This window comes from Vibrio sp. 10N.222.49.C9 (genome assembly GCF_041474985.1).
Classification (GTDB): domain Bacteria; phylum Pseudomonadota; class Gammaproteobacteria; order Enterobacterales; family Vibrionaceae; genus Vibrio; species Vibrio crassostreae_C.
This window is the reverse complement of sequence record NZ_JBFRVD010000015.1, coordinates 91709-117289: the sequence shown is the minus strand read 5'-3', so window position 1 is coordinate 117289 and position 25581 is coordinate 91709. Positions and strand designations below refer to the sequence as shown.

18 protein-coding genes are annotated in these 25581 nt (G+C 44.7%); 6 read left to right on the top strand and 12 right to left on the bottom strand.

Features of this window, described 5'->3' with window-relative positions:
- Positions 1–50: 50 nt before the first annotated feature.
- From AB4585_RS05845 to AB4585_RS05800, 10 genes are all read right to left on the bottom strand, one after another.
- A complete protein-coding gene (locus AB4585_RS05845) occupies positions 51–1934 on the bottom strand; it encodes a diguanylate cyclase (protein WP_372169421.1) in 1884 nt (627 codons plus the stop codon).
- Positions 1935–2047: 113 nt separating this feature from the next.
- A complete protein-coding gene (gene ilvN, locus AB4585_RS05840; protein WP_008219984.1) occupies positions 2048–2542 on the bottom strand; it encodes an acetolactate synthase small subunit in 495 nt (164 codons plus the stop codon).
- Between the two features lies 1 nt (position 2543).
- A complete protein-coding gene (locus tag AB4585_RS05835) occupies positions 2544–4301 on the bottom strand; it encodes an acetolactate synthase 3 large subunit (RefSeq protein ID WP_017062926.1) in 1758 nt (585 codons plus the stop codon).
- Between the two features lie 460 nt (positions 4302–4761).
- The gene (locus AB4585_RS05830; protein WP_017071428.1) at positions 4762–6570 is read right to left on the bottom strand and encodes a long-chain fatty acid--CoA ligase; all 1809 of its coding nucleotides are present in this window, start codon (positions 6568–6570) and stop codon (positions 4762–4764) included.
- A 202-nt stretch (positions 6571–6772) separates the two neighbouring features.
- On the bottom strand, positions 6773–7732 hold the full coding sequence (gene leuO / locus AB4585_RS05825; RefSeq protein WP_017061397.1) for a transcriptional regulator LeuO: 960 nt from the start codon (positions 7730–7732) through the stop codon (positions 6773–6775).
- A 346-nt stretch (positions 7733–8078) separates the two neighbouring features.
- Positions 8079–9134, bottom strand: a complete 1056-nt coding sequence (locus AB4585_RS05820) for an MJ1255/VC2487 family glycosyltransferase (RefSeq protein WP_017068817.1) — start codon at positions 9132–9134, stop codon at positions 8079–8081.
- A 54-nt stretch (positions 9135–9188) separates the two neighbouring features.
- The gene (locus tag AB4585_RS05815; protein ID WP_017062930.1) at positions 9189–9713 is read right to left on the bottom strand and encodes a phosphatase PAP2 family protein; all 525 of its coding nucleotides are present in this window, start codon (positions 9711–9713) and stop codon (positions 9189–9191) included.
- Between the two features lie 309 nt (positions 9714–10022).
- Complete coding sequence (locus AB4585_RS05810) at positions 10023–13130, bottom strand: efflux RND transporter permease subunit (protein ID WP_372169420.1); 3108 nt, start codon at positions 13128–13130, stop codon at positions 10023–10025.
- On the bottom strand, positions 13127–14464 hold the full coding sequence (locus AB4585_RS05805; protein WP_050053092.1) for an efflux RND transporter periplasmic adaptor subunit: 1338 nt from the start codon (positions 14462–14464) through the stop codon (positions 13127–13129). The genes AB4585_RS05810 and AB4585_RS05805 overlap by 4 nt, the downstream gene beginning before the upstream one ends.
- Positions 14464–15123: a TetR/AcrR family transcriptional regulator gene (locus AB4585_RS05800; protein WP_136973941.1), complete on the bottom strand. Its 660-nt coding sequence runs from the start codon at positions 15121–15123 to the stop codon at positions 14464–14466. Before AB4585_RS05800 ends, AB4585_RS05805 begins: the two co-directional genes overlap by 1 nt.
- 568 nt (positions 15124–15691) lie before the next feature.
- Here AB4585_RS05800 and leuA point away from each other — a divergent pair.
- The 5 genes from leuA (at position 15692) to AB4585_RS05775 (ending at position 21514) form a co-directional block, all read left to right on the top strand.
- Positions 15692–17239 carry a 2-isopropylmalate synthase gene (leuA, locus tag AB4585_RS05795; RefSeq protein WP_017061391.1) on the top strand — a complete coding sequence of 516 codons (1548 nt, stop codon included), beginning with the start codon at positions 15692–15694 and terminating at the stop codon, positions 17237–17239.
- A gap of 97 nt (positions 17240–17336) precedes the next feature.
- On the top strand, positions 17337–18428 hold the full coding sequence (leuB, locus tag AB4585_RS05790; protein WP_017061390.1) for a 3-isopropylmalate dehydrogenase: 1092 nt from the start codon (positions 17337–17339) through the stop codon (positions 18426–18428).
- A 117-nt stretch (positions 18429–18545) separates the two neighbouring features.
- Entirely contained in the window at positions 18546–19958 is a 1413-nt protein-coding gene (gene leuC, locus AB4585_RS05785) for a 3-isopropylmalate dehydratase large subunit (protein ID WP_017062936.1), read from the top strand.
- Between the two features lie 14 nt (positions 19959–19972).
- A complete protein-coding gene (leuD, locus tag AB4585_RS05780) occupies positions 19973–20575 on the top strand; it encodes a 3-isopropylmalate dehydratase small subunit (protein ID WP_371724393.1) in 603 nt (200 codons plus the stop codon).
- A gap of 156 nt (positions 20576–20731) precedes the next feature.
- Positions 20732–21514 carry a DUF547 domain-containing protein gene (locus AB4585_RS05775; protein WP_137001752.1) on the top strand — a complete coding sequence of 261 codons (783 nt, stop codon included), beginning with the start codon at positions 20732–20734 and terminating at the stop codon, positions 21512–21514.
- Positions 21515–21614: 100 nt separating this feature from the next.
- Here the strand turns inward: AB4585_RS05775 and AB4585_RS05770 are convergent, their stop codons facing one another.
- Together AB4585_RS05770 and djlA are read right to left on the bottom strand one after the other, a co-directional pair.
- Positions 21615–22160 carry a DUF924 family protein gene (locus tag AB4585_RS05770; RefSeq protein ID WP_372169419.1) on the bottom strand — a complete coding sequence of 182 codons (546 nt, stop codon included), beginning with the start codon at positions 22158–22160 and terminating at the stop codon, positions 21615–21617.
- Between the two features lie 57 nt (positions 22161–22217).
- On the bottom strand, positions 22218–23078 hold the full coding sequence (djlA, locus tag AB4585_RS05765; protein ID WP_372169418.1) for a co-chaperone DjlA: 861 nt from the start codon (positions 23076–23078) through the stop codon (positions 22218–22220).
- 149 nt (positions 23079–23227) lie between these two features.
- Between djlA and lptD the strand changes: the two genes are divergently transcribed.
- Positions 23228–25561 carry an LPS assembly protein LptD gene (lptD, locus tag AB4585_RS05760; RefSeq protein ID WP_372169417.1) on the top strand — a complete coding sequence of 778 codons (2334 nt, stop codon included), beginning with the start codon at positions 23228–23230 and terminating at the stop codon, positions 25559–25561.
- Positions 25562–25581 lie beyond the last annotated feature (20 nt).

Below are 25581 nucleotides of genomic sequence, written 5' to 3'. Positions count from 1 at the left end.
CGACTTGAAGAGGTGAAGCAAATAGAAGACAGGACTAGATAGAAGCGAGCCTAAGCGACATCATCATAGCTAGGACACATAGAGACCGTATTACGGCCAGACGATTTAGATTCGTAAAGCGCAACATCCGCACACTTGTATGAGCGAGTGCTGTTACTGGTTAAATCCGTAAAGCCAACACTCACTGTTACCTTAGTTCCGGCCGCTAGCTCAATCTCGATTCGTAAGCGATCCAATACGCGCTTTGCTTCTGGCAGTGAGGTGTGTGGCATCAAGAGTGCAAACTCTTCCCCTCCGACACGTGCAACAAAATCCGTCCCACGAAGACTGTCTTGCAGAAGCTTAGCAACACCAGCAATCACACGGTCACCTTCGTCGTGGCCAAGTTCATCATTGATTCGCTTGAAGTTATCGATGTCGACTAAGGCTAAGCAAGTGGTCGCTTCGTTCGGGTAACGCTCAACCAAGCGAGAATAGTAGGCCAACTGCTCTTCGAACTTTCGTCTGTTCCAGAGGTTACTCAAAGAGTCACGTTCACTTAAGATCCTCAAACGCACCTCAAGCTCCTTCCTTACGGAAATATCAACCAACGAGGTGATGTAGTAACTGACTTTGCCTGAATTGTTTTTGACCGCATGCACTCGCATGATCGCAGTAAAAGGAATACGCAGCTTATTCTTACACTGAACTTCCCCTTCCCATACTTCTTCTTGCTCTAAATGACTCCAAATAGCCGAACTTGAGAGCACTTGGTCGGTATTCTCAAGCAACAGTTGCAATGCATTCTGGCCGATCACCTGTTTTTTGCAGTACCCAGTCATGTTCTCAAATTCGTTGTTGATCATCATTGTGCGGTGCTGCTTGTCAGAGATCATCACTGCCGACATACCATTCAATGCGGCGCGTGCCAATTTACTCTCTAGGCTTCGGCGTCGGTAGTGCGTCACCAGGTAAGCAAACGGGAAAGCGAATATCAGCACCGTAATCAGAACAATGATCTCTTCATGGGCCAAATCATCTAGATCACGCTCAGCCCGATCCATCAGTTGCTTTTGATTAAGTTGAATCAGTAAATGGACCTTTTGACTGTTCGCGAGCATAACCGTGTTAAAGGCAAACAAATTACCATCTTCAAAAACGTATCCCACTTGATCATTGGAGATTGCATCCCACGTCTTCGGCGCGATATTTTTCAGGTTGTAGCCTTTTCTTTCAGGAATAGAGTCTCCGAACAACTTACCGCTGTTGTTACTCGCGATGAAGTAGCCCGCTTCATTGAGAACTTCTGCTCTAAGATCGTTATCTGGTGAAAAACTCAGACGCGACGATAGGCCCCATACATCGAGATTGATAACAAGATAGCCTACTCTTTTGTCAGGGGTTTCTACAGGGGTAAAGACACGAATTACCGGCGAATAAGGGAAGGTGACTTCACCATGCTCCGTTTCAAGCTCAATACCCCAACCGCCAATCTGTTCGGCTTCTAGTTTTTGAGCGTATTGGAAGTAGTTAGAATCCAACCTATCTTGCAGTTGCTGGGGTAACGTCACCCTACCGGTATCAAAGGAATAGTTAACACGCACCAATTCTTTGCCAGTGACATCTAACAGATGAATTTGTGTATACCACTTCTGGTTCACGAGAACAGATTGCCAGACCTCTTCAAGTAGATGTTTAGTTTGGTCTGAGGGAGAAGAAGCAAAGTTAACCAAGCTCTGGCTATGACTGAGTAGCTCCATTACCGAGACTAACTGAGTCTTGAGAAGATCATAATCTCGCTTGGCATACACCAACTGATGAACAGCTTGCTTAGCTGAGTAGTCAAAACTCTGCTGTTTTACTTCTTTGTAACGCTGCAAATAATACAGACATACTGCAGAAGACAATATGATAGAGATAATCAGCAATGTAATTATTGATTTTTTATTTCGCATTGCTAACTCAGATGAATGGAAGTGCAGCGCGGGATTATAGCACTCTAAAAAATTAACAAAATAAAAGCCGCTTAAAAAAACGGCTTTAAAGTTATTTTTTAAAGACTTATCGTCTAGGCTTTCAACGCACGTTCGCCTCGTGCGATGCCAACAACACCACTTCGAGCTACTTCAAGCACTTCCGTCACTTCAGACAGTGCCTGAATGAAGGCATCCAGTTTCTCGCTAGTACCCGCCATTTGAACCGTATATTGAGAAGCCGTGACATCAACGATCTGACCACGGAAGATATCTGCTGTGCGCTTCACTTCTGCACGAGCAAAGCCGCTCGCACGTACTTTAACCATCAACAGCTCACGCTCAATGTGCTCAAGTTCAGACACTTCTTGTACTTTAAGTACGTCGATTAGCTTATGTAGCTGTTTCTGGATCTGCTCAAGCTGCATTTCGCTCGAGTTAGTGGTTACGTTCAAACGAGACAGCGTCGGATCATCGGTTGGAGATACGTTCAAAGACTCGATGTTGTAGCCACGCTGAGAAAACAAGCCAACCACACGAGAAAGCGCACCAGGTTGGTTTTCCATTAGTAGTGAAATAATGTGTCTCATATTATGTTCTCTCCGTTTTGCTTAGCCACATGTTATCCATACCCTCGCCTTTGATCTGCATTGGGTATACGTGCTCGGTGTCATCCACACTAATATCGACAAATACCAAACGGTCTTTCATCGCTAGTGCTTTTTCCAAACCTGATTCCAGTTCATCCGGAGATGAAATGCGCATACCAACGTGGCCATAAGCCTCAGCGATAGCAGCAAAATCAGGAACAGAGTCCATATATGAGTTAGAGTAACGGCCTTGATAAACAATGTCTTGCCACTGTTTTACCATGCCTAGGAAACGGTTGTTAAGGTTAATAATCTTAACCGGGATATTGTATTGCAGCGCAGTCGACAGCTCTTGGATATTCATTTGAATACTGCCGTCACCGGTTACCACAACCACCTCTTCATCTGGCTTAGCAAACTTAACGCCCATACCAGCAGGCAGGCCAAAGCCCATCGTGCCTAGACCACCAGAGTTAATCCAACGACGTGGCTTGTTAAACGGGTAGTATAAAGCAGCAAACATTTGGTGTTGACCTACGTCAGAAGCAACATAGGCATCGCCATTGGTTACTTTATGCAGTGTTTCAATTACTTGCTGTGGTTTGATGCGCTCAGACGATTTCTCGTAAGCTAGGCAGTCACGCTCTTGCCACTGCTTGATTTCACTCCACCAGCTTTCAATCGCTTCTGCATCGTTAGTGCCGCCTTGCTCAACGAGCAAGTTCACCATGCTCTCTAGAACCTTTTCAGCAGAACCTACAATCGGTAGATCCACTTTTACGTTCTTAGAGATCGAAGATGGGTCGATATCAATGTGCATGATCTTCGCATCAGGGCAGTACTTATCTAGGTTATTAGTCGTTCGATCATCGAAACGTACGCCAATACCAAAGATCAAATCCGCATTGTGCATCGCCATATTGGCTTCATATAAACCATGCATGCCTAACATACCCAAAGAGTTCTTATGGGTGCCAGGGAAAGCGCCAAGCCCCATTAGGGTGCTTACCACAGGTAAATTCAGTGCCTCTGCTAATTTTAACAGCGGCTTATCTGCCTCAGAAATAACCGCACCACCACCGACATAAAGTACCGGCTTCTTCGCTTCAAGAAGGGCTTTTAGCGCCTTTTTGATCTGACCTTTATGACCCGTAACCGTTGGGTTATACGAACGCATTTTGAGCGTTTCTGGGTATTCATAAGGAAGCTTGATTTGTGGGTTTAAGATATCTTTCGGCAGATCAATAACCACAGGACCGGGACGCCCTGTCGTTGAAATATAGAATGCTTTTTTAACGACTTCAGGGATATCTTCCGCTTTCTTAACTAAGAAGCTGTGTTTAACGATCGGGCGTGATACACCCACGATGTCACACTCTTGGAAGGCGTCATTACCAATGAGGTTATTTGGTACGTTACCAGAAATAACAATCATTGGGATTGAGTCCATGTAGGCGGTTGCAATACCAGTAACGGTATTGGTCGCACCTGGACCAGAACACACAAGTACTACACCCGGTTTACCGGTAGAACGAGTATAGCCATCTGCCATGTGGGTAGCGGCTTGTTCGTGTCGCACTAATACGTGTTTAATTTCAGCAGTTTTAGCATGCAACGCATCGTAGATATCAAGTACAGAACCACCTGGGTAACCAAAGATTTGTTCTACACCCTCTTCAATTAGAGACTGCACCACCATCTCAGCGCCGGATAACATTTCAGCGCCGGATGACATGGCTGTTTCAGGTTTTGTTGTCATATTGCTCTCCTCACCAGTTTCCAATCATATTTGGTGAACATGTTGGGCTGGTTTTTCATAGTCTAGGGCTTATTCGTAGCCTAATTCGAAATACTTCCACTTTTTCGGCTATGGCTGTCTGTCGTGATAACAACAAACAGTAATACGAAACAACTTTAACGCTTTATTATCATCTGGTCTAACACCTGTTATTCGGCAACTGTGCCAAAAAACCAACTATTAGCTCAAAGCATTAAATAAAACCCAACTCAGCCCCCCACGCCAGGTTTAAACACTAGTTAGCGAACAAAAAAAAGCACTTAATATTTTAATAGATCGCTATTTATCGATAAACCGCGAGCTTGCTGGTGTGCGCTTTCGCACATTGTGCTGTGTCATTAGATACAAAAAATCCCCCTAAAAATGCAATCACATTCGTAGGGGGATTTTTAAACAACTGAAAATTTATCTAAGCAGAAAACTACTTATCTTTAGGCTTTTCGTTGTACATTTCTTCGATTTCGTCTTGATACTTATCGTTGATAACTTTACGACGCAATTTTTGAGTTGGTGTCAGTTCACCATCATCCATAGAAAATGCTTTTGGTAGCAGTTTGAATTTCTTCACTTGCTCAAACTTAGCCAGTTCTTGCTGTAGGTCATTCACACGCTTTTCTAGCATCTCGACGATTTGGTGGTGCTTAACAAGTTCAACGCGATCGTGATACTTGATATTAAGCTCTTTGGCGTACTCTTCTAGCGAGTCATAACAAGGAACAATCAGCGCAGAAACGAATTTGCGTGTATCAGCGATAACAGCAATCTGTTCGATAAAGTGATCTTTACCAATCGCACCTTCAACCACTTGCGGGGCAATATACTTACCACCAGAAGTTTTCATCAGCTCTTTGATACGATCAGTAATGAACAGGTTACCATTTTCATCAAAATGACCCGCATCACCGGTTTTCAAGAAACCGTGCTCATCGAATGTCTTAGCTGTCTCTTCTGGCATCTTGTAGTAGCCACGCATCACCATTGGACCGCGAACAAGAATCTCGTCCTTAGCACCAATTTTTACTTCTGCGCCCGGCATCGACATACCAATCGAATCAGGGTTAAAACAGCGATCATCCCAACAAGATACTGTTGCCGTGGTTTCTGTCATGCCGTAGCCAAGTTTTACGTTGATGCCGATAGCATGGAAGAAACGACCAATCGTCTCATCAAGCTTCGCGCCACCACATGGCATGAAGTTGATGTTACCGCCGAGTAGAGCGCGCAGTTTAGATAGCACAAGCTTATCAGCTAGCGCATGGCTCTTCTTCAGCATCAACGATGGAGTACGACCTTCTTGGTGACAAACTGAAAGCTTTGCTCCCATGTTCACCGCCCAAGTAAATAGCACTTTACGAATAAATGGTGCTTTAGATACCTTCTCGTGAATCGCAGAGAAAATCTTCTCGTAGAAACGTGGAACCGCACACATTACGGTTGGCTTCACGTCGCTCAGCGCGTCACGCACCTGCATGGTATCTTGCAAGTAACAGTTGGTTGCGCCTTTATAGAGAACGTAGAAAGTCCACGCACGCTCAAATACGTGAGATAGAGGTAAGAAACACAATGAGACATCGTCTTTGCTTAAACTTAGACGCTCGTCATGGCCTTCTAATTGATAGCCAATGTTGGTGTAATCAAGCATTACGCCTTTCGGCTGGCCAGTAGTACCAGAGGTATAGATAAGAGTCAGTAAGTCGTCCATGCTTGCATCTGCAAGACGAGCATCAAGTTCAGCTTGCTGAGCTTCAACACCGCGCGCCATGAAATCAGCCCAAGATACCGCAAAGCTATGTCCTTGAAGATCGATATCATCAGACATAGCCACAACCACTTCTAGCTGTTCACACTCTTCGAATAGGCTCACCGCCGCGTCAAATTGAACTTGCTCACCAACGAATAAGATCTTCACATCCGCATTTTGGATGATGTAAGACGACTGTGCTGCTGTGTTGGTTGGATAAATCGGCACAGTCACAAGACGAGCTTGTAAAGATGCAAAATCTGCCACGGTCCATTGAGGCATATTATTTGAATAGATACCGATCTTATCTTGAACTCTCAGTCCCTGAGCCAATAGTGCTAATGAAAGCGTATCGATTTGTTGTCCAAACTGCTGCCAGCTAATGCCTTGCCATACATTGTCTACTTTGTGCTTCAAAGCTGTACGGTTGCCGCCTTGGGCAATTTGGTCACGAAGTCTTTTTACGATATGAAAATCTAAATTGGCCATCTCTTTACCTTTAGGCTTACACCTGTAAGCTTTTTTGAGCGCACAAGTGTACCTCTGATCATGGAAAAGGCAACTGATGAAGCTCAAAGTTATAAGTAATAGTACGTCTCACGCTAAGTTTTCTACCTACTAAAATAGCGCGCATAAAAAAGCCCTAAGCCAGTCTCCTAGCTTAGGGCTTATAAATCATAGGGATTAGTGTCTAGTTAAGTGCCACTACTTCGCCACAGATCATCATTAACTGATCTCGTAACCAAATGTGTCCTTTATCCTTTTCACTTGATTCGTGCCAGCTTAGGAAGCCAGAAATCGCCGCATTATCGAATGGGAAATCTAGAATCTGAAGCTGCTCTTTGTTTGCTGCATGTTCTACCATCCAACGAGGAGCAATCGTTACTAGTTCAGACTGACCTACAACGTAAAGAACGTTGCTTAAGCTCGTACCTTCGTAGAAAGGCGTGCAATCTAGGTCACGGTAAGCTTGCTCAGAGAAGCTACGTTGACCATGGATGCGAGACAGTTTTGCGTGCTTTTCGTTAAGCAGCTCTGCCGCAGAAACTTCACCGTTAATACGTGGGTGAGAAGCAGAAGCAACCACAACTAATTCGTCTTGGAAGATTTCAGTGCTTGAGAAGCCTTGCTCATCAAAACGAGCGTAATCAATAACGAAGTCGATTTCTTGGTAGCGCATACGCTCAGAAAGTTGACGATCGAATTCAGCATCCATGTGCAGTTTCACGCTAGGTGCTTGCTCGTTGATTGTCGACATAATCTTAGGAGCAAAACGCATATCACAAGGGCTGCAAATCGCTAGTTTGAACAGGCGAGAAGACGACTCTGGAGAGAACACAGAACTTGGTAGTTCGTTGCGTACTAACTGTAGCGCTTGGCGGATTGGACCAAACAACTGACGAGCACGTTGAGTCGGTTGAATACCACGACCTTGACGCATGAATAGTTCGTCGTTAAACATCACTTTTAGACGAGCAACAGCGTTACTTACAGCAGGCTGAGACATACCCAGATTGTGAGCTGCACGTGTAATGTTTTGCTCTTGCATAACTGCATCAAATACAGTCAAAAGATTTAAGTCGACTCCACGAAGTGTGCTTTCCATTCTGTAGCTTGCAATAGCACTCATTGCGTCTTTCTTATCTAACATTCAAGTTGCCTCTTGTCGGTTCGACAGCGTTAAATTGGTAATGGTATGAGAATAGATAACCACTAATTCTTATATTTATCAGACCGATGTTTTTCGGATTGACATTACTATTAACCAATGCATCTCGAGCTACCAACAAGATTGATAAAGAATAATTTTATTTTACCTTAATGATTAAACAACATCTAAAAATCAATTATTTATAGAGTTATAAAAAAACATAAAATGCGTCACTTATGAGTTTAATTTCGACTTATTTAGCTGTTCTATCGTTTGGTTACATTTGTTACAATTTATTGAACTCGTGAATTGTTCAACCGGTCAATTCAGAAATAGCACTTATGAGTTAGGTGAGCGATGCATAACTTGGAAAGTCGACCTTGTCCCAAAGTTGCTTTCTTAAATCATCTTGATTAGACCAATTCCCTGCTAATACCCACTCAACGAGTGCACTTGCCACGTCTGGATAGGTGACCACTTCGGCCTGTTTTTCACTGAGCCAAGCGCGCAAGATAGCCGCATCTAAAAAGGTCATGGTTTGAGCTAACCCAAGGGCCTCTAGCGTCGCCACATTGCTCTGTTGTTCGAACTGTCCTTCGAGTGGTTTGAGAAGCAATTTCTTCCCCAAAGTTAGGGCTTCAGATGGCAATTCAAAGCCGCCATTTGCGACCACACCAGAGCACTGATTGAGGTCGAATTGAAAGCCCGCATGACTCAGTGGTTTGAACTCAATATTTTCAACTCGGCTATGCTCAATCACATCCGGGTGGTAACAGACAAAGTTTTGCGAAATGAACTTCATCAGCAGCTCTGAGATCGACTCAAGATCCTCAAATGGCAAATAGACCAACGTAAAGTCTTGTGCTGTTTTGGTTTGTTGCTCACCAACCAGCGTGTGAACGATAGGCGGCAAAATCGGCTGTTCAAAGTGATACCAGTGCAAGCCAATAGAGTGCTCGGTTGGGGCGAAATGTTGAATCACTGAATGTTCAATCCAGTTGCCCCCTTCTTTGGGTACATCATAACGAAACGCATTCTGGTGGCTTATCCCAATGCATGGCACACCTTGTCTCTTAGCCGCCCATGCAGTGACAGGCTCAAAATCATTAATCACTAAGTCATAAGGCGTAAGATCGATCTGGTTAATCTCACGGAGAAATCGCCAGATGTTGTTCTTCATGAATGTTTTGCCGTATTTAACCTGCCCCTGCTCGCTGTAAAAAGTTAAGCCGCTGCGGGTCTGATAGTTGCCAAACGCTTCCATCGAAAAGTATTTGCTCTCATCTCGCCCAGAGAACAGAAAATCGACATCAATATTTTGCTGACGAAAAGCGACGGCCATTGCTCTCGCTCGAGCGATGTGCCCATTTCCTGTGCCTTGTACGCCATATAAAATTTTCATGCATGTTCCTTTAAATTTACCACTTAAGCTCGGCAGTGGTTGCCAACAAAATAATTACAGGATGAAGCTGATAGCTAGGCTGGTACAAGCGATGCCCAAGGCTGCGCCAATCAGTACGTCCGTTAAAAAGTGCACACCGAGCAGGATTCGAGAGCCTGCAATCGCAGTTGCCCACACCAAGCTAAAGAGGTACAAGCTCGGATAGAAATGCCCGATTAGGGTCGCCATAACAAAAGCAGCAGCGGAATGCCCTGAAGGCAGACTGTATTTATCGGATGGCACAATATGAGAGTGAAGTAGTGAAGAGAATTCAGCTGGTCGACGGCGCTTGAGGGTATTTTTAGCAAACCAGTAAATAGGCAGTTCGATTGCGAAGGCGGTTAAGCCCACCAAAAGAAAGTCTCGACCGGTGTTGCTATCGACCAGCAGTGCAATCAAGGCAATCAAAACATAAAGGTGTCCATCTCCAGTATGAGACACCGCTTTACTGAGCGTTGCATGTTGCCCGCCATAGCGGTTGTTTAAACAGAAAACAGAAAATGCCACATCCCAGCGGACAATAGGTTCGATAGTACGCATACGATCTCCTTAACAATCCTTATTCAGTTAAGGCTCAAGTTATGCTCCTGAAATGACAGTTAAGTGACGTTTTGAATGAACTAAAATGAAATTTCCCATGCTTGATAGACAGGTCAATGGATCAAGTCAGGATGGCGATAGATGCAACCGATAAAAATAAAGCGACCCAAGGCCGCTTTATTCTTCTATGTTTTTACTTCTTAGTATAAGTAAGCAAACGCTACTTCTATCGTGTTAATGGTTATAGCGTTCGCTAATGATAATAGTGCTCGCTAATGATAATAGCGCTAAAGGCTATAGCACTAAAAGTTATAGCGCTAATGGCTCGTGCTTTTTCACCAAACCGAAATCCGCCAATATCGCGTAGGCCGCTGGGATCATAAACAATACTAATAAGGTCGAGGCAAATATGCCGAATACGATCGAAATAACCAGTGGCTGGATAACCTGAGCCTGTAAGCTGGTTTCCGTCAACAGCGGTAGCAAACCTGCCGCAGTCGTCATTGAGGTCAAGAATACCGCTCGGAAACGCTCGCGACTGGCTTTCACCACCGAGTCATGCACGCTATCTCCCTCATCGACATGGTGACGAATGTACTGCACCAACAAGATGGAATCATTAACCACAATTCCGGCAAGCGACACAAAGCCCATCATGCTTGGCATACTCAAAGAATGGCCAAGTATCCAGTGACCAACGACCACCCCAATAAAAGCGAGTGGAATCGCTAACATCACGACCACAGGCTCTAAGTAGCTTCGGAATTGATAACTAAGAATCGCAAACACGCCGAATAAGCCGAGCAAGAATCCTTTGCCCATCGAAGCGCCCGTCTTGGCTGCATCCTTGGCCTCCCCTTCGAAATCAAAGCGTAAACCCGGGTACTTCTGAATAAGTTTGGCGGCTTCATCTTTTTGGAACTGAGCCAAAATCGCGGATGAACTCGCTTTCTTATTATCAATATCACCAAAAATACTGATGGTTCTCAGCCCATCAATACGCTGAATTCGCACGTAGTTACGCTGGAAATCTAATGTCGCCAACGTTGCTAGCGGGATCTGACTGCCATCTGCGGTAATGATTGGGAAGTTAGCTAGCTGCTGTATGTCGCCCGCTTGCTCCTTATCAAGACGCACCTCTATCGTGATATTTTCAACGCCGATTTGAATCTCATCCGCCGTTTGCCCAAAGAAAGCCGCTCGTAACTGAGACGCAATCATCTGCCCATTCACATTGTAGGTTTCGGCTCCAGGGCGCAGCTTAACCAAAATCTCTTCTTTACCCATGCGCATATCATCAAGCACGCCGTGCACCCCATCGAACTGATTAAGGTACTCCTGAATATCCAAAGAAGCGGATTTCAATGCGCTCAGGTCATCGTGTTTGGCGCGGATTTCAATAGCACGACCGCCCGGCCCCATAGTCGGTTGCTTGAACACCAATGAAATAGGATCCGCTAAATCGCCAATATCCTCTCGCCACGCATCAATGAAATCATCGATAACCGTATTACGACTCTCTGCTCCGCGTAAATCTAAGCGCACTGTGGCTAAGTGCGGGCCGGATTCATTGGCATCGGCGTTAGCATTGAATTGGCTAGTTATGTGCTCGACCAGTGTATTGCCTTCTTCAACCTCTTCGCTCCATTGCTTGTTCAAACGCTCAGCAGACGCGACAATTTTGTCGACCACTTTCTCGGTTTGAGACAGTGATGCGCCCGGCGGAAGAATGATACGCGCCTCGGCAATATCACCATCCAGCTCTGGGAAAGGTTGAAACTTAACAACACCACCAGCAATCAAGGCGACCGAAAGTAACAACAGCGTAATCACTCCGCCCATAAAGGCATAACGGAAGGTCACGACTTTCTCAACCATGTTCATCAAAGTGGTATTACGAAAGTTCTCGAATTTCTCAAGTAACACAACCTTAAAACGCAGCGCTGGCTTGTCATTCTTTTCTTTATGTAATGAATGAGATAGGTGATTAGGTAGAATCAAGAAGGCTTCAATCAAGCTCAACGACAGCACCAAAATCAAGACTTGAGGAACGGCCTTAAGCACCGCGCCCATCTCACCATCAAGAAACAGTAAGCTACCGAAAATACACACCGTGGTTAGGAAAGAAGACAACACTCCGGGAAGCACTTTCTTAACGCCGTTGTACACCGCATCATCGACGCTTTGTCCCCTATCTAAGTGGGAGGCTATCGATTCGGCTATCACGATGGCGTCATCCATCATAATACCGATTGCCATTAACAACCCGACCAGCGACATAATGTTGATCGACAAACCAAGGTTGGCCATTAAGAACAAGCCACCAAGGAAGGCCACTGGCAACCCTGCCGCCACCCAAAATGAATAACGTAAGCTGAAGAACAGCCACATGGTGGCGAACACCAGCACAATACCTTGCCAGCCATTGCTCACCATCATGGTTAGACGATCCCAAAGCACAGATGAGAGATCGTTGGTCATTTGTAGTGTCACGCCATCAGGAGCAATCGCGCTTTGATCTTCAACGAATCGTGTTACGTTCTCTTTGATTCGCAGCGCATCGTCTTCTTTGTTCTTACTGATCTTAAGCAGCGCTGAAGGCTTGCCATCAAATAGCACCTTTTGCTCATCAAGCTCAAAGCGGTCGGTTATTTTGGCTATGTCTCTCAAACGAATCACCGAGCCATTAGGCGCAGATCCAACCACGATGCTTTCCAGCTCAACAGGCGTAACTCGTCTCTCGTCGAAACGAATCAGAAAGTTTTTGTCTGGTGTTTCAACGTTACCACTCGGCAGTTTTACATTCTGTCGACCAATTTGATCCGCGATATCACCGACACTCAAACCCAACTGACGAATAGCTTGGGTATCCAGTTCCACTCGATATTGATGATCCGAGAAGCCGCTAACCTCGACCAAAGATACATCGTAATCAAGCTTCATGGTGCGCTTAAGATCTTCCGCGTAGGCCTTAAGTTCTGGCCACGACGTTTCGGCTGTTATAGCGATATCGACAACCGGTTCATTCCAATCTAGCTCTTGAACAACAGGCGATTCAATCTCAGTTGGGAAGTCATTGATCGAGTTGATCTGGGTTTGCACGTCCACCAGCATTCGGCCGATGTCCGCTTTTTCATTTAACTTGAGAATTAAACGGGCGCTGCCTTCGATCGCTTCACATTGAGTCTCTTCAATGTTGGCTAAGCCGTCTACTGCATCTTCCATTCGTACACACAAGCTCTCTTCCACTTCTTGTGGAGAGGCGCCGGGATAGACAATCGCAGCCATAATGTAAGGCGGATCGTAAGCGGGGAAGGTTTCACGTTTGATGGTTGATAGTGAGCTTAGACCCAAGATCAACAACCCAAGCATCAACAAGTTTGCTGCTGTTGGGTGCCGAGAGAAAAATTTGATCATGACGCACTCTCCTGAGTATCTGACTCAAGCTCGGCCTCTTCAGAGTTCGACTCTCTCAGTAACATGCCTTCGATTGCTGGCAGGACATCATTGAGAACCAGTTTATCTCCAGTTTGTAGCTCTCCACTTACAACCACTTGATTGTCTCTACGATAAAGCACTTCAACATTGACCACTTGCAAACGCTGATTGTCATCCATCAGGTAAACCTTATCACCATGCAGTGCTCGCTCTGGAACCACCCAACTTAGATTCGCGACACCCTCAATCTCAGCTTTGACAAACATACCGTTAACCAAAGGCGTTGCGCTGTCTGGTTGTAATTGTGAGTAGTCTTGAGCGATCTCGAGAATAATCCCCGCCGTCGCTTGGTTTTCATCAACTGTTTCGCTGATTCTTGCCACCTTCGCTGGCCAACTGAGGTTCAGGTTGCCGCTGTTAAGTTGAATGCTTGCTTTGATTGGCGCTTCATAAGGATTAGGGATTCCTGCAGCATCGCGAGGAAATTGGTTAAAGCTGGAGGCTAAAGTTTGCATATCGTGAATAGAAAGTTGCGCCTCTACTTCCATGACATTAATCCCGTGAGCAATAAACATCTCCTGCTGAAGGTTAACTACTTGATTTTGTTCGATATCAACCTGAGCAATTCGCATCGCTCTTGGCAAAGTGATCGTGGTCTTATCGAGAGAGCGCTGCGCCTCTTTTACCTTAGACACGTTGACCTTAATCACCGCTTCCGCAACACGCTTTTCATCTGGCATCAACGCGATTTGGTTCGCGATATCTAATACCAACTTCTGCTGAGACAATGCGCTTTGTTGTTGCAGGTCGACATCCGATTGAGAGGTGAGCCCTTTCTTACGCAGATCCTGTTTACGTTGTAGCTCTTTATTGCTGATCACCAAACGATTCTTTTCGATCTTAAGAGTCTGATTAAGGTTGTCTTCTTCTTGATTCAATTTCGCTAATGAGGTTTGGCTTGATTTTAGATCCGCCTCTGCTTGTATCAGTTTCAATTCGTAATCCAATGGATCAACCTTGAGCACGACCGTTCCTGCAGGGATCACCTGGCCTTTTTCAAGATCTGGATGTCGATACACGATCTGTCCTGTCACCTCAGCAATCGCTTTCCATTCAACTTTAGGCACCACTTTGCCAAAGCCGACCGCTAACGGCGCTATCAGTTGTTGTTCTAGGCTCACAGTATCAACTAAGCGAGCCCTATCACCCGCAGGTTTGGTTGGAAGATCCGGCTTCAAGTTAATCGCGGCGACAAGGCCAATCACACCAACCGCAAGTGCTGGAAAGAAGAGTAGTTTTTTATTTATTTTCATTATCTTTGGTCCTGCACGGAAGAAGGGCTCGGCGCGTTGATAAAGCCTTCAGTCATCAGTTGAATGTTGTGTTCGATTAAACGATTAAGAAATTCTTCATTAATTTCAATCCCATGGATTGCCAATAAAGGCGGCGGAGCGATGAAAGGAAACACCATCAAGCTTACATACGAAACACGGCACAATTTTGGATCCATGTTCTGTTTTAAGATGCCTTGTTCAACCAGCTTTTCAAAAATGACATCTTGGGCTGGCTTTGCAACATCGAGGAAAACCTTTTCGAGCAACTCTCTTTGCACTTCAGAGGGAGGCATATTCATCACTTGGGCTATCAAGCGAGGAAACTTCGGCACCTTGACCATCTCTTTGTAGTAAGTCCTCATTAAATCAAGAAAGTTCTCATGACTGCTTTCTTCAACCAACCTCTGCATCTGCAATTGCATCGGTCGTAGCGTTTCACGCAGCATCGCTTCAAACAGCCCGGCCTTACTACCAAAGTAATAGCGGATCATCGCTATATTCACACCCGCACGCTCAGCAATCAGGCGCGTCGAGACCTTGTCGTATGCTTGAACGACAAACAGATCACGAGCATGCTCAATCAATAACTGTCGAACATCTAAGTTTTTTTGAGGTCGCCCCGCTTTTCGTGCCGTCATGGCAAAAATCCATCTCTATAATTAATCATCTGATTAATTATAGAGATAAACAGGTGTAACAGTAGAAGATTAATTACTCACTATTTAATCAAGTGATTAATTAATTTGGTCACGCTTGTGATTTTTTTGGTGAATCGTTCCATCAAAAAGATTTACTACAAAGTTTTAACCTACACATAAGCCAAACGATAAACTAACCCCCCAATACAAAACCACCAATCAGATGATTTAGCCAATAACGCAACACAAAACAGCACAAGTCAAACCAAAACGTCGCCAATGCACGCTGATATTGGATTTTCTTGTTTGACGCTCAGAATAAATTGCGGTAAATATGGTGTTAACAGTTTATTTACGGATATTTGTGTAATGATTTTTTCTTCTTCTCGACTGCTGAAACTTCTCCTTATCGTGAACCAATCGCGCGGGTAAGTTGTGGGTCAAGAACTACACAAATATTAAAACCCGCGCTGAGCGGGTTTTTTTGTAACTGGCACTTTTAAAAGAACATCATTCTTAATAATAATTTGGATAGCAATCGATTCATTATCGATATAAGGAAGCACCCATGAACGATCAAGTGATAATTTTTGACACGACCTTACGTGATGGCGAGCAAGCGTTGGCAGCAAGCCTTACGGTAAAAGAGAAATTACAGATCGCTTATGCACTTGAACGACTGGGTGTAGATGTTATTGAAGCGGGTTTCCCTGTGTCATCGCCAGGCGATTTCGAATCAGTACAAACCATCGCAAAAAATATTAAAGATAGCCGTATCTGTGCGCTTTCTCGTGCAGTTGCAAAAGATATCGATGCCGCTGCAGAAGCGCTAAAAGTGGCTGAGCAGTTCCGTATTCATACCTTCATTTCTACATCGACGGTTCACGTTCAAGACAAATTACGCCGCAGCTACGACGATGTTGTCGAGATGGCAGTGAAAGCGGTAAAGCATGCGCGCAACTACACTGACGATGTTGAGTTCTCTTGTGAAGATGCCGGTCGTACACCTATCGACAACCTATGTCGCATGGTTGAAGCGGCAATCAACGCGGGCGCGAAAACCATCAACATTCCAGACACAGTGGGCTACACAGTACCTAACGAGTTTGGTGGCATTATCAAAACGCTATTTGATCGCGTTCCAAACATCGACCAAGCAATCATCTCTGTTCACTGTCACGATGACTTGGGTATGTCGGTTGCTAACTCAATTGCTGCGGTACAAGCCGGTGCTCGTCAAGTTGAAGGTACTATTAACGGTATCGGTGAGCGTGCGGGCAACTGTTCTTTAGAAGAAATCGCAATGATCATCAAAACTCGCCAAGAGTTACTAGGTGTTCATACTGGTTTGAATCATCAAGAGATTCACCGTACCAGTAAATTGGTTAGCCAGCTTTGCCATATGCCAATTCAAGACAACAAAGCAATCGTTGGTGCTAACGCGTTCAGCCACTCTTCAGGTATCCACCAAGATGGCATGCTTAAGAACAAGAACACTTACGAGATCATGACACCTGAGTCTATTGGCTTGAAAAACAAAGCATTGAACCTAACAAGCCGCAGTGGTCGTGCAGCCGTTAAGAGCCACATGGACGCAATGGGCTACAAAGACAATGAGTACAACCTAGATTCATTGTACGAAGACTTTTTGAAACTGGCTGACCGTAAAGGCCAAGTATTCGATTACGACCTAGAAGCACTAATGCACTTCGCAAATCTACGTGACGAAGATGACTTCTATAAACTTAACTACCTAAGCGTACAATCTGGTAGTGTTATGTCTACCACTAGCATCAAGCTGCAATGTGGTGATGAAGAGAAATGCGAAGCGGCTGTCGGTAACGGACCTGTTGATGCTTTATACCAATGTATCTACCGCTTAACGGGTTACGAAATTGCATTGGATAAATTCGACCTTACCGCGAAAGGTGAAGGCGAAGATGGCTTAGGCCAAGCTGATATTATTGCTAACTATAAAGGCCGTAAGTACCACGGTACGGGCGTTTCAACGGATATCGTTGAGGCCTCTGGTCAGGCGCTACTGCACGTTATTAATAGCATTCAACGCGCAGACACCATTGCTGAAATGAAACAGCAAAGAATCGCAACAGTTTAAACACCCAATAACAGAGCCCTAGAGCCGATGTTATTGGCTTTAGGGACAAAATTTAAAACGAGCGAAAGAGCTCAGTAACAAGAATTAAAGGATTAACATGACTGATAAATCATACAAGATTGCCGTACTACCTGGTGATGGCATTGGCCCAGAAGTAATGCAGCAAGCACACAAAGTGCTAGACGCGATTGAAAAGAAGCATGCGATTAGCTTTTCTCGTGAAGAGTATGATGTTGGTGGTATCGCAATTGATAACCACGGCTGTCCACTTCCAGAAGCGACAGTAACAGGCTGTGAAGAATCTGACGCAGTACTATTTGGCTCGGTTGGCGGCCCTAAGTGGGAACACCTTCCACCAAACGATCAACCAGAGCGTGGTGCCCTACTTCCTCTCCGTAAACACTTCCAACTGTTCTGTAACCTACGTCCTGCACAAATCCACAAAGGTCTAGAGTCTTTCTCGCCTTTGCGTGCTGACATTTCAGGTAACGGCTTCGACATCGTTGTAGTTCGTGAGCTAACAGGCGGCATCTACTTCGGCCAACCTAAAGGTCGTGAAGGCGAAGGCGCAACTGAGAAAGCTTTTGATACAGAGGTTTACCACCGCTACGAAATCGAACGTATTGCAAAGATTGCGTTTGAATCGGCACGCCTACGTAACAAAAACGTTTACTCAATCGATAAAGCGAACGTTCTACAGAGCTCTATCCTATGGCGTGAAGTCGTTGAAGAGATCGCAAAAGATTACCCAGATGTAACGCTAAACCACATGTACATCGACAACGCGACCATGCAGCTAATCAAAGACCCATCTCAGTTTGACGTAATGCTATGTTCAAACATCTTTGGTGACATCATCTCTGATGAGTGCGCAATGATCACTGGCTCTATGGGTATGCTTCCTTCTGCAAGTTTAAATGAAAGCAACTTCGGCCTATACGAACCAGCAGGTGGCAGCGCACCAGATATCGCAGGTAAGAACATCGCAAACCCAGTCGCGCAAATCCTTTCTGCAGCCCTAATGCTTCGTTACAGCCTAGGCGAAGAAGCGGCAGCACAAGACATCGAAGCAGCGGTTTCTAAAGCACTTTCTGCAGGCGAGCTAACGGCAGACCTTGCTGGCAAAAACCAAGCGCTGACTACCTCTGAAATGGGTGACAAGATCGCTGAGTACATCTTAGCTTCATAAGCTAAAGGCTCCGATTAGAAGCAAGTACATAAGAATAATATCAAGCCAAGTCAGCGTAAACCGCATGACTTGGCTCGAAACAAACACTGGGACTGATGCTCCCAAGGAAGAAAAGCTATGTCGACAAACCAGCACGCAAAAACCTTATACGAAAAAGTTTATGACGCTCACGTTGCGGTTGCAGCGAAGGGCGAAACACCAATTCTTTATATCGATCGTCACTTAGTCCACGAAGTAACGTCGCCACAAGCCTTTGATGGCCTACGTGAAAAAGGCCGTAAAGTTCGCCAAGTAGGCAAAACTTTTGCGACCATGGATCACAACGTATCGACACAAACTAAAGACATCAACGCTTCTGGTGAGATGGCTCGTATCCAAATGGAAACGCTATCGAAGAACTGTGAAGAGTTTGGTGTCACGCTTTACGATCTAAACCACAAATACCAAGGTATTGTGCACGTAATGGGTCCTGAGCTAGGTATTACGCTACCGGGCATGACCATCGTATGTGGTGACTCGCACACGGCTACACACGGTGCATTTGGTTCACTAGCATTTGGTATCGGTACTTCAGAAGTGGAACACGTTCTAGCTACGCAAACGCTAAAACAAGCTCGCGCTAAAACCATGAAGATCGAAGTAAAAGGCAAGGTTACTCCTGGCATCACTGCAAAAGACATCGTGCTAGCGATCATCGGTAAAACAACGGCTGCTGGCGGTACTGGCTACGTAGTTGAATTCTGTGGTGAGGCAATTACCGACCTTACGATGGAAGGTCGTATGACGGTATGTAACATGGCAATCGAGCTTGGCGCTAAAGCAGGCTTAATCGCTCCAGATGCAACGACATACGAGTACATCAAAGGTCGCAAGTTCTCTCCAGAAGGCGAAGACCTAGAAGCAGCAATCGAATACTGGGATACGTTAAAAACCGATGCTGATGCAGAATTCGATGCAGTTGTTACATTAGAAGCGGCAGACATCAAACCACAAGTCACTTGGGGGACCAACCCAGGTCAGGTTATCTCAGTAGACACACCAATCCCTGCACCAGAAAGCTTCGCAGACCCTGTAGAAAAAGCATCAGCTGAAAAAGCGCTGGCTTACATGGGTCTTGAAGCCGGTAAATCTCTATCTGATTACAACGTAGATAAAGTGTTCGTGGGTTCTTGTACTAACTCTCGTATCGAAGACATGCGTGCAGCAGCAGCGGTAGCGAAAGGCCGTCAAGTAGCGAAACATGTTCAAGCGCTTATCGTTCCGGGTTCAGAGCAAGTTAAAGCACAAGCTGAGGCTGAAGGCCTAGATAAGATCTTCATCGAAGCAGGCTTTGAATGGCGTTTACCGGGTTGCTCTATGTGTCTTGCGATGAACAACGACCGTCTAGGTCCACAAGAGCGCTGTGCTTCTACATCAAACCGTAACTTTGAAGGTCGCCAAGGCCGTGATGGTCGTACGCACCTAGTTAGCCCAGCAATGGCAGCCGCAGCGGCTATCGCTGGTCACTTTGTCGATATTCGTGAACTTTAATTAGAGGATTTAACATGTCAGGTTTTCAACAACACACCGGATTAGTCGTTCCTCTAGATACGGCCAACATCGATACTGATGCGATCATTCCAAAGCAGTTTCTACAGAAAGTAAACCGCATCGGTTTTGGTAAGCACTTGTTCCACGATTGGCGCTTCCTAGACGATGCAGGCCAACAGTCAAACCCTGAGTTTGTAATGAACGAAGCTCGCTACCAAGGCGCTTCAATTCTTTTAGCTCGTGAAAACTTCGGTTGTGGTTCATCTCGTGAACACGCACCTTGGGCGCTTGCCGATTACGGTATCCAAGTAATGATCGCACCAAGCTTTGCCGACATTTTCTACGGTAACTCGATCAACAACCAAATGGTGCCAGTTCGATTGACTGAGCAAGAAGTGGATGAGCTATTCCAATTCGTTGAAGCGAATGAAGGTGCAGAAATTACGGTTGATCTAGAAGCAATGAAAGTCAGCGCGAACGGCAAAGAGTACTCGTTTGAAATTGATGAGTTCCGTCGTCACTGCTTACTGAATGGTTTAGATAATATCGGCCTTACACTTCAACATGCCGATAAGATCTCAGAGTTTGAAGCTAAGATTCCTAGCTTCCTAAAATAATGAGACGTTTCTGAATAAATCTAAAGGTTGGCCAAGTGCCAACCTTTTTTATTTGGCTAAGCTTTTAACTTAACTTCATATGTTTATTTAAATGAAGGGCAATGAAAGAAAATGGTAAGCCTTAAGGTCTTAGTAGTCAGTCATCAGGAGAATGCCATGAAACAACTACTTTTTATTGTCAGCCTACTTTTCTCAACCTTAGCTTGGTCTGCGCCTAAGTCCGATCTTTGGCCATACTGGAACCAAAGCGACGAAACCAAACTAGAACAGGTATCTCATCAAGATTGGCAGCAATTCCTCGATAGCTACTTGGTTAAACAGGGGCAAAATACGTTAGTTCGCTATAAAGCAGTGAACACTGCCGATAAGACCAAACTTAAACAATACATCAAGCAACTCGAACAGGTGAATCCGCTCGACTATTCAAAAGCGGAGCAGTATGCCTATTGGGTTAACCTATACAACGCCGTGACTGTCGATTTGATTCTTGATGCCTACCCGATCAAATCCATAACTAAACTTGGCGGACTATTTAGTTTCGGTCCGTGGGGAGATGATGTGGTAGTCGTTAATGGGAAATCACTGACGCTCAATGACATTGAACACCGAATCCTAAGACCAATTTGGCAAGATCCTCGCACGCATTATGCAGTGAACTGTGCCAGCCTAGGTTGCCCTAACTTACAACCTGACGCTTTTACCTCTAAAAATACTGAAGCCTTGCTAGAGCAAGCTGCAACTGAGTTTGTAAGCAGTGACAAAGGCGTGATGGTTACAAACAATAAGCTTCAACTATCATCGATTTACGAATGGTTTGCTGTGGATTTTGGTACGAAGAAACAGCTTATTCAGCACTTAGAACAATATCGAATTGAAGCAGTAACCAATACTCAAAACATCAGTTATGAATACGATTGGTCGCTCAACCAAGCAAACTAGCTCTAACGCGAAAGTTAATCACTAAAGCTAAACAAAAAAAGAGGCTAGAGGTTTTATTAACCACTAGCCTCTTATCAATTCTTTGACCGTATATCAACAATTAAAAGCTTGAGTCTGGTTGCTGTAAGAACTCAACTTCCTCAGGAGTCGAAGTTCGACCTAGTACTTCATTGCGGTGTGGGTAACGACCAAAACGCTCAATGATCACCTTGTGCTTAAACTCAAAATCAAGGTTATTCTCTAGCCCTGTCTGGGAAAAAAGCAGCACCGCTTGTTCATGCATCAGCAAAGATTCGCTGTGCATATAAGGCATGTAGAGGAAGCTTTTCTGTTGTTGATTGAGTTGGTGATCAAAGCCACCCGCTACCGCCTCTTGGGCTAGAGCCAACGCCATCGGATCAGCAGAAAATGCTGTCGGACTTTTTCTACCAATATTTCGAGAAAACTGATCAAGTACGATAATCTCAGCCAATCGTCCTTGCGCAGTTTGGCGCCACTCAAATAGCTCGCCTTGAATGGCTGCTTTATGCAATTCAGAAAATCGAGACTCTATCAAAGTGTCAATCTCGGCGCCGCCAGTAAACCAATCTTTAGGCGTCAACTCATCGAACCAAAACTCTAGAACATCCTGATACGTTACCGTCATATAATTCCCTTTAATAAAAAACCGAGTAACTTTGTTATTACTCGGTTTAGTGTTCAATTACTTAAAACCTTTTACTTTCTTTATCAGGTCATAAGCATTCTGAATTTCTTGCGATTTCTCTTTCGCAACATTCATCATCTCAGGCGGTAAGCCCTTCGCCATCAGTTTATCTGGGTGATGTTCATTCATCAGCTTGCGGTAGGCTTTCTTCACCTCTTTACCGTCAGCACTTTCACTCACACCAAGAACCTTATATGCGTCGCCAAGTTGGTTCTGTTGCGAAGCCTGTTGCCAACCTGATGATTGCCCATGACCCTGATGGCCACCAAAGCTTCCACCTTGCTGTTGGAAACGGAACGCAGCTTCTTGCATCTGCAAGCGGCGTTCTAGTTGTGCTGCCGAAAACCCAAGCCCTTGCGCTATTTTATGCAGAACTTGACGTTCACTCGGGTGCAAACTTCCATCCGCAAATGCGGCAGATACCTGAAGCTCTAGAAAGAACTGCAGAAGATCAAAACGACCACCCGATGAGATTTTAACTCGCTCAAGTACGTCGTTCAGAGGGAAGTCGCTCTCTTTGCCGTCACGGAATGCATCTTGCGCTGCTTTACGCTGTTCGCCATGCAGGTTCATACGCTTCATCATGGTAGAAGCGAGTTGAATCTCTTCTGGCGTTACCTGCCCTTTCGCTTTAGCAACGTGCCCCATAACCGCAAAAGCGGATTTAAAAAACTCGTTCTGTCTTTCTGCTTGGCTTGGACCTCGACCAAAACCAAAACCAGAGCTATTGAAGCCTGATTGGTTCAATCCGCGAGCTTTATCGAATTGGTGTCCTAAAAACAGACCAAAAACTAAACCGAGTGGCCCTCCAAATAAAAAGCCAAAAAACGCGCCCAAAATTTTGCCAAATATTTGCATTATGTGTTCTCTATCTATGAATTTTATCTGAGTAATGCTGTCTGATGATGCTGAATGCTATTATTTCCTTTATCATAAGGAAAATGCTTTATTAATTGGATTGATACTAGATCAACCCTTCATCTAGTGACACAGGATAGTTCAACTTCATGCAATCTTTTTCCCGCACCTTGTTAGCCGCGTCTATAAGTACGGCGTTATACGTGTCGACAACTCAAGCTGAAACAATCACCGATAGTAGTGTGCAGGAAATGCCCTCTATAGATCAATGCTTGATCGAGCCCGCTGCAGAAAACGAGACACAGCTACCCGCTCACGTTGAGTCAGATCGCTTAGAAGCTATCAATGGTGACAAGGCTATATATTCAGGTGACGTAAGAGTGACGCAAGGGAACAAGACCATCCTTGCTGATAACGTAACCCTACACCAACAAGAAAATATCGTTGTAGCTGAAGGCAACGTAAACTTTAGTGACGGTCAAATCAAGTCTGTATCAGACAGAGCAACCAACAATCTGACTACCGATGAGATGACGTTAGAAAATACCGATTACGAATTTCTCTGCGAACCAGGTCGCGGAGATGCTGTTTATATCGCAAAAACAGGTAAAGCGGTTTATGAGATTGAAGATGGCTCGATTACCTCTTGCCCGATTGGCGATAATGCTTGGCGTCTAAGAGCATCGAGCATCAGTGTCGACCAAGACGAAGAACAAGCCACTTTTTATAATCCACGTTTTGAAATCCAAAGTGTTCCCGTCTTTTACTTACCTTACTTAACAGTACCGGTGGGTGATACACGTAAAACCGGTTTCTTGTACCCAACAGTTTCGTATGGTTCAAGCGATGGTTTTGAAGCTGAAATTCCTGTTTATTGGAACTTAGCACCAGACTACGATTTGGAAACTACCTTCAAGTACATGCAAGAGCGTGGCACTCAACTCAACAGTAAATTCAGATATTTAAGCGATTTTGGTTCCGGTAGTATCGAGTCTGAATATTTACCAGACGATCAAAAGTACACTGATCTAGGCGATCGTTGGGGTTTCCAACTAGAACATTCAGGAATATTCCAACAATCTTGGTTATTCGAAATTGATTACTCTAAAGTCAGTGATATTGACTACTTTTCGGACATGAGCTCAAATATCGGTAACCGTGAAGATGGACAACTGCTTCAAGAAGGGCAAGCAACATACCGTTCTCAAAATTGGGATGCGTCTGTACTTGTTCGAGACTTCCAAGTTCTTACCACCAGCAATAACTTGCCTTATCGTCTAATGCCACAACTCGAGTACAATTACTATGCTCCAGAGGTAATGGATTACCTAGATTTTGACTTAATCAGTCATATATCAATGTTCGATACCGACGCATCAGGCAAACCATCAGCCACTCGTGTTCACGTTGAACCTGGTATTACAATCCCAGTAGGTAACACTTGGGGTACTTGGACAACAGAAGCTCGACTACTTGGTACTTACTATCAACAAGACCTTGATGGCGTTGATACCGGCGCAGGCTCTGATTATGAAGGCTTGGAAGAATCAGTAAGTCGAGTTATTCCAGAGTTTAGAAGCCACGCAGGTATCGTTCTTGAACGTGATACAAAAATTGTGGGCAATTACACTCAAACACTCGAACCTCAAGTTCAGTACCTGTATGTTCCTGAAGAGGATCAAAGCGAAATTGGTCTTTACGATACAACGCTGTTACAGACTGATTACTATGGCTTATTCAGAAGCCGCAAATACAGTGGTGTAGACCGCATTGCGTCAGCAAATCAAATTAGCTATGGCGCATCATCTCGCTTTTTTGATGATGAGTACCGAGAGCGCTTAAACATATCTTTTGGTCAAATTTTCTATTTTGATAAAGATACAAAGCAAACTTTAGGCAACGAAGACTCCGCTGACAAAACTAATTATTCATCTTGGGCTATTGAAATGGACTTCAACTACGATGATTACCTTTTCTACCATGGCGGTGTGCAATACGACATTGATTCATCTTCGATGCAACTTGCTAACAGTACCATTGAGTACCGTTTTGCCGGCGGCTATATACAAACCAACTACCGCTATGTAACAGAAGAGTACATAAATGAAACTGTAGATTTTGACGTATCATCCATAACTAGAGATGGTATCTCACAAGCAGGCTTACTTGGTGCTTACCAGATTTCGCGGAAGTGGAATGCCAGTGCTCAATATTTCTATGATTTAACCACACAAGAAAATCTAGAATGGTTGGCTCGCTTGAACTATAAATCGGATTGTTGGTATATCGGATTTACGTATAGTAACCAGCTGACAAATAACATTAGTGATCCAAATGTCACGCCTGAATATGAAAATAACTTTGGTGTGAATTTCGGTATTATCGGCTTTGGTACTAACTTAGGCTCTGATTCAGGCGCTGTTGGGGATAGCAGTTCTGATAACTCATTGAGCTACGGTCGCCCATTCTTCTTAAACAACTAATTTTCTTTACTGATAAGAAA

Excerpts from the sequence above, each read along its gene's own strand:
- AB4585_RS05845 (WP_372169421.1), bottom strand. The coding sequence starts at position 1,934 with ATGCGAAATAAAAAATCAATAATTACATTGCTGATTATCTCTATCATA.
- ilvN (WP_008219984.1), bottom strand. The coding sequence starts at position 2,542 with ATGAGACACATTATTTCACTACTAATGGAAAACCAACCTGGTGCGCTT.
- AB4585_RS05835 (WP_017062926.1), bottom strand. The coding sequence starts at position 4,301 with ATGACAACAAAACCTGAAACAGCCATGTCATCCGGCGCTGAAATGTTA.
- AB4585_RS05830 (WP_017071428.1), bottom strand. The coding sequence starts at position 6,570 with ATGGCCAATTTAGATTTTCATATCGTAAAAAGACTTCGTGACCAAATT.
- leuO (WP_017061397.1), bottom strand. The coding sequence starts at position 7,732 with ATGTTAGATAAGAAAGACGCAATGAGTGCTATTGCAAGCTACAGAATG.
- AB4585_RS05820 (WP_017068817.1), bottom strand. The coding sequence starts at position 9,134 with ATGAAAATTTTATATGGCGTACAAGGCACAGGAAATGGGCACATCGCT.
- AB4585_RS05815 (WP_017062930.1), bottom strand. The coding sequence starts at position 9,713 with ATGCGTACTATCGAACCTATTGTCCGCTGGGATGTGGCATTTTCTGTT.
- AB4585_RS05810 (WP_372169420.1), bottom strand. The coding sequence starts at position 13,130 with ATGATCAAATTTTTCTCTCGGCACCCAACAGCAGCAAACTTGTTGATG.
- AB4585_RS05805 (WP_050053092.1), bottom strand. The coding sequence starts at position 14,464 with ATGAAAATAAATAAAAAACTACTCTTCTTTCCAGCACTTGCGGTTGGT.
- AB4585_RS05800 (WP_136973941.1), bottom strand. The coding sequence starts at position 15,123 with ATGACGGCACGAAAAGCGGGGCGACCTCAAAAAAACTTAGATGTTCGA.
- leuA (WP_017061391.1), top strand. The coding sequence starts at position 15,692 with ATGAACGATCAAGTGATAATTTTTGACACGACCTTACGTGATGGCGAG.
- leuB (WP_017061390.1), top strand. The coding sequence starts at position 17,337 with ATGACTGATAAATCATACAAGATTGCCGTACTACCTGGTGATGGCATT.
- leuC (WP_017062936.1), top strand. The coding sequence starts at position 18,546 with ATGTCGACAAACCAGCACGCAAAAACCTTATACGAAAAAGTTTATGAC.
- leuD (WP_371724393.1), top strand. The coding sequence starts at position 19,973 with ATGTCAGGTTTTCAACAACACACCGGATTAGTCGTTCCTCTAGATACG.
- AB4585_RS05775 (WP_137001752.1), top strand. The coding sequence starts at position 20,732 with ATGAAACAACTACTTTTTATTGTCAGCCTACTTTTCTCAACCTTAGCT.
- AB4585_RS05770 (WP_372169419.1), bottom strand. The coding sequence starts at position 22,160 with ATGACGGTAACGTATCAGGATGTTCTAGAGTTTTGGTTCGATGAGTTG.
- djlA (WP_372169418.1), bottom strand. The coding sequence starts at position 23,078 with ATGCAAATATTTGGCAAAATTTTGGGCGCGTTTTTTGGCTTTTTATTT.
- lptD (WP_372169417.1), top strand. The coding sequence starts at position 23,228 with ATGCAATCTTTTTCCCGCACCTTGTTAGCCGCGTCTATAAGTACGGCG.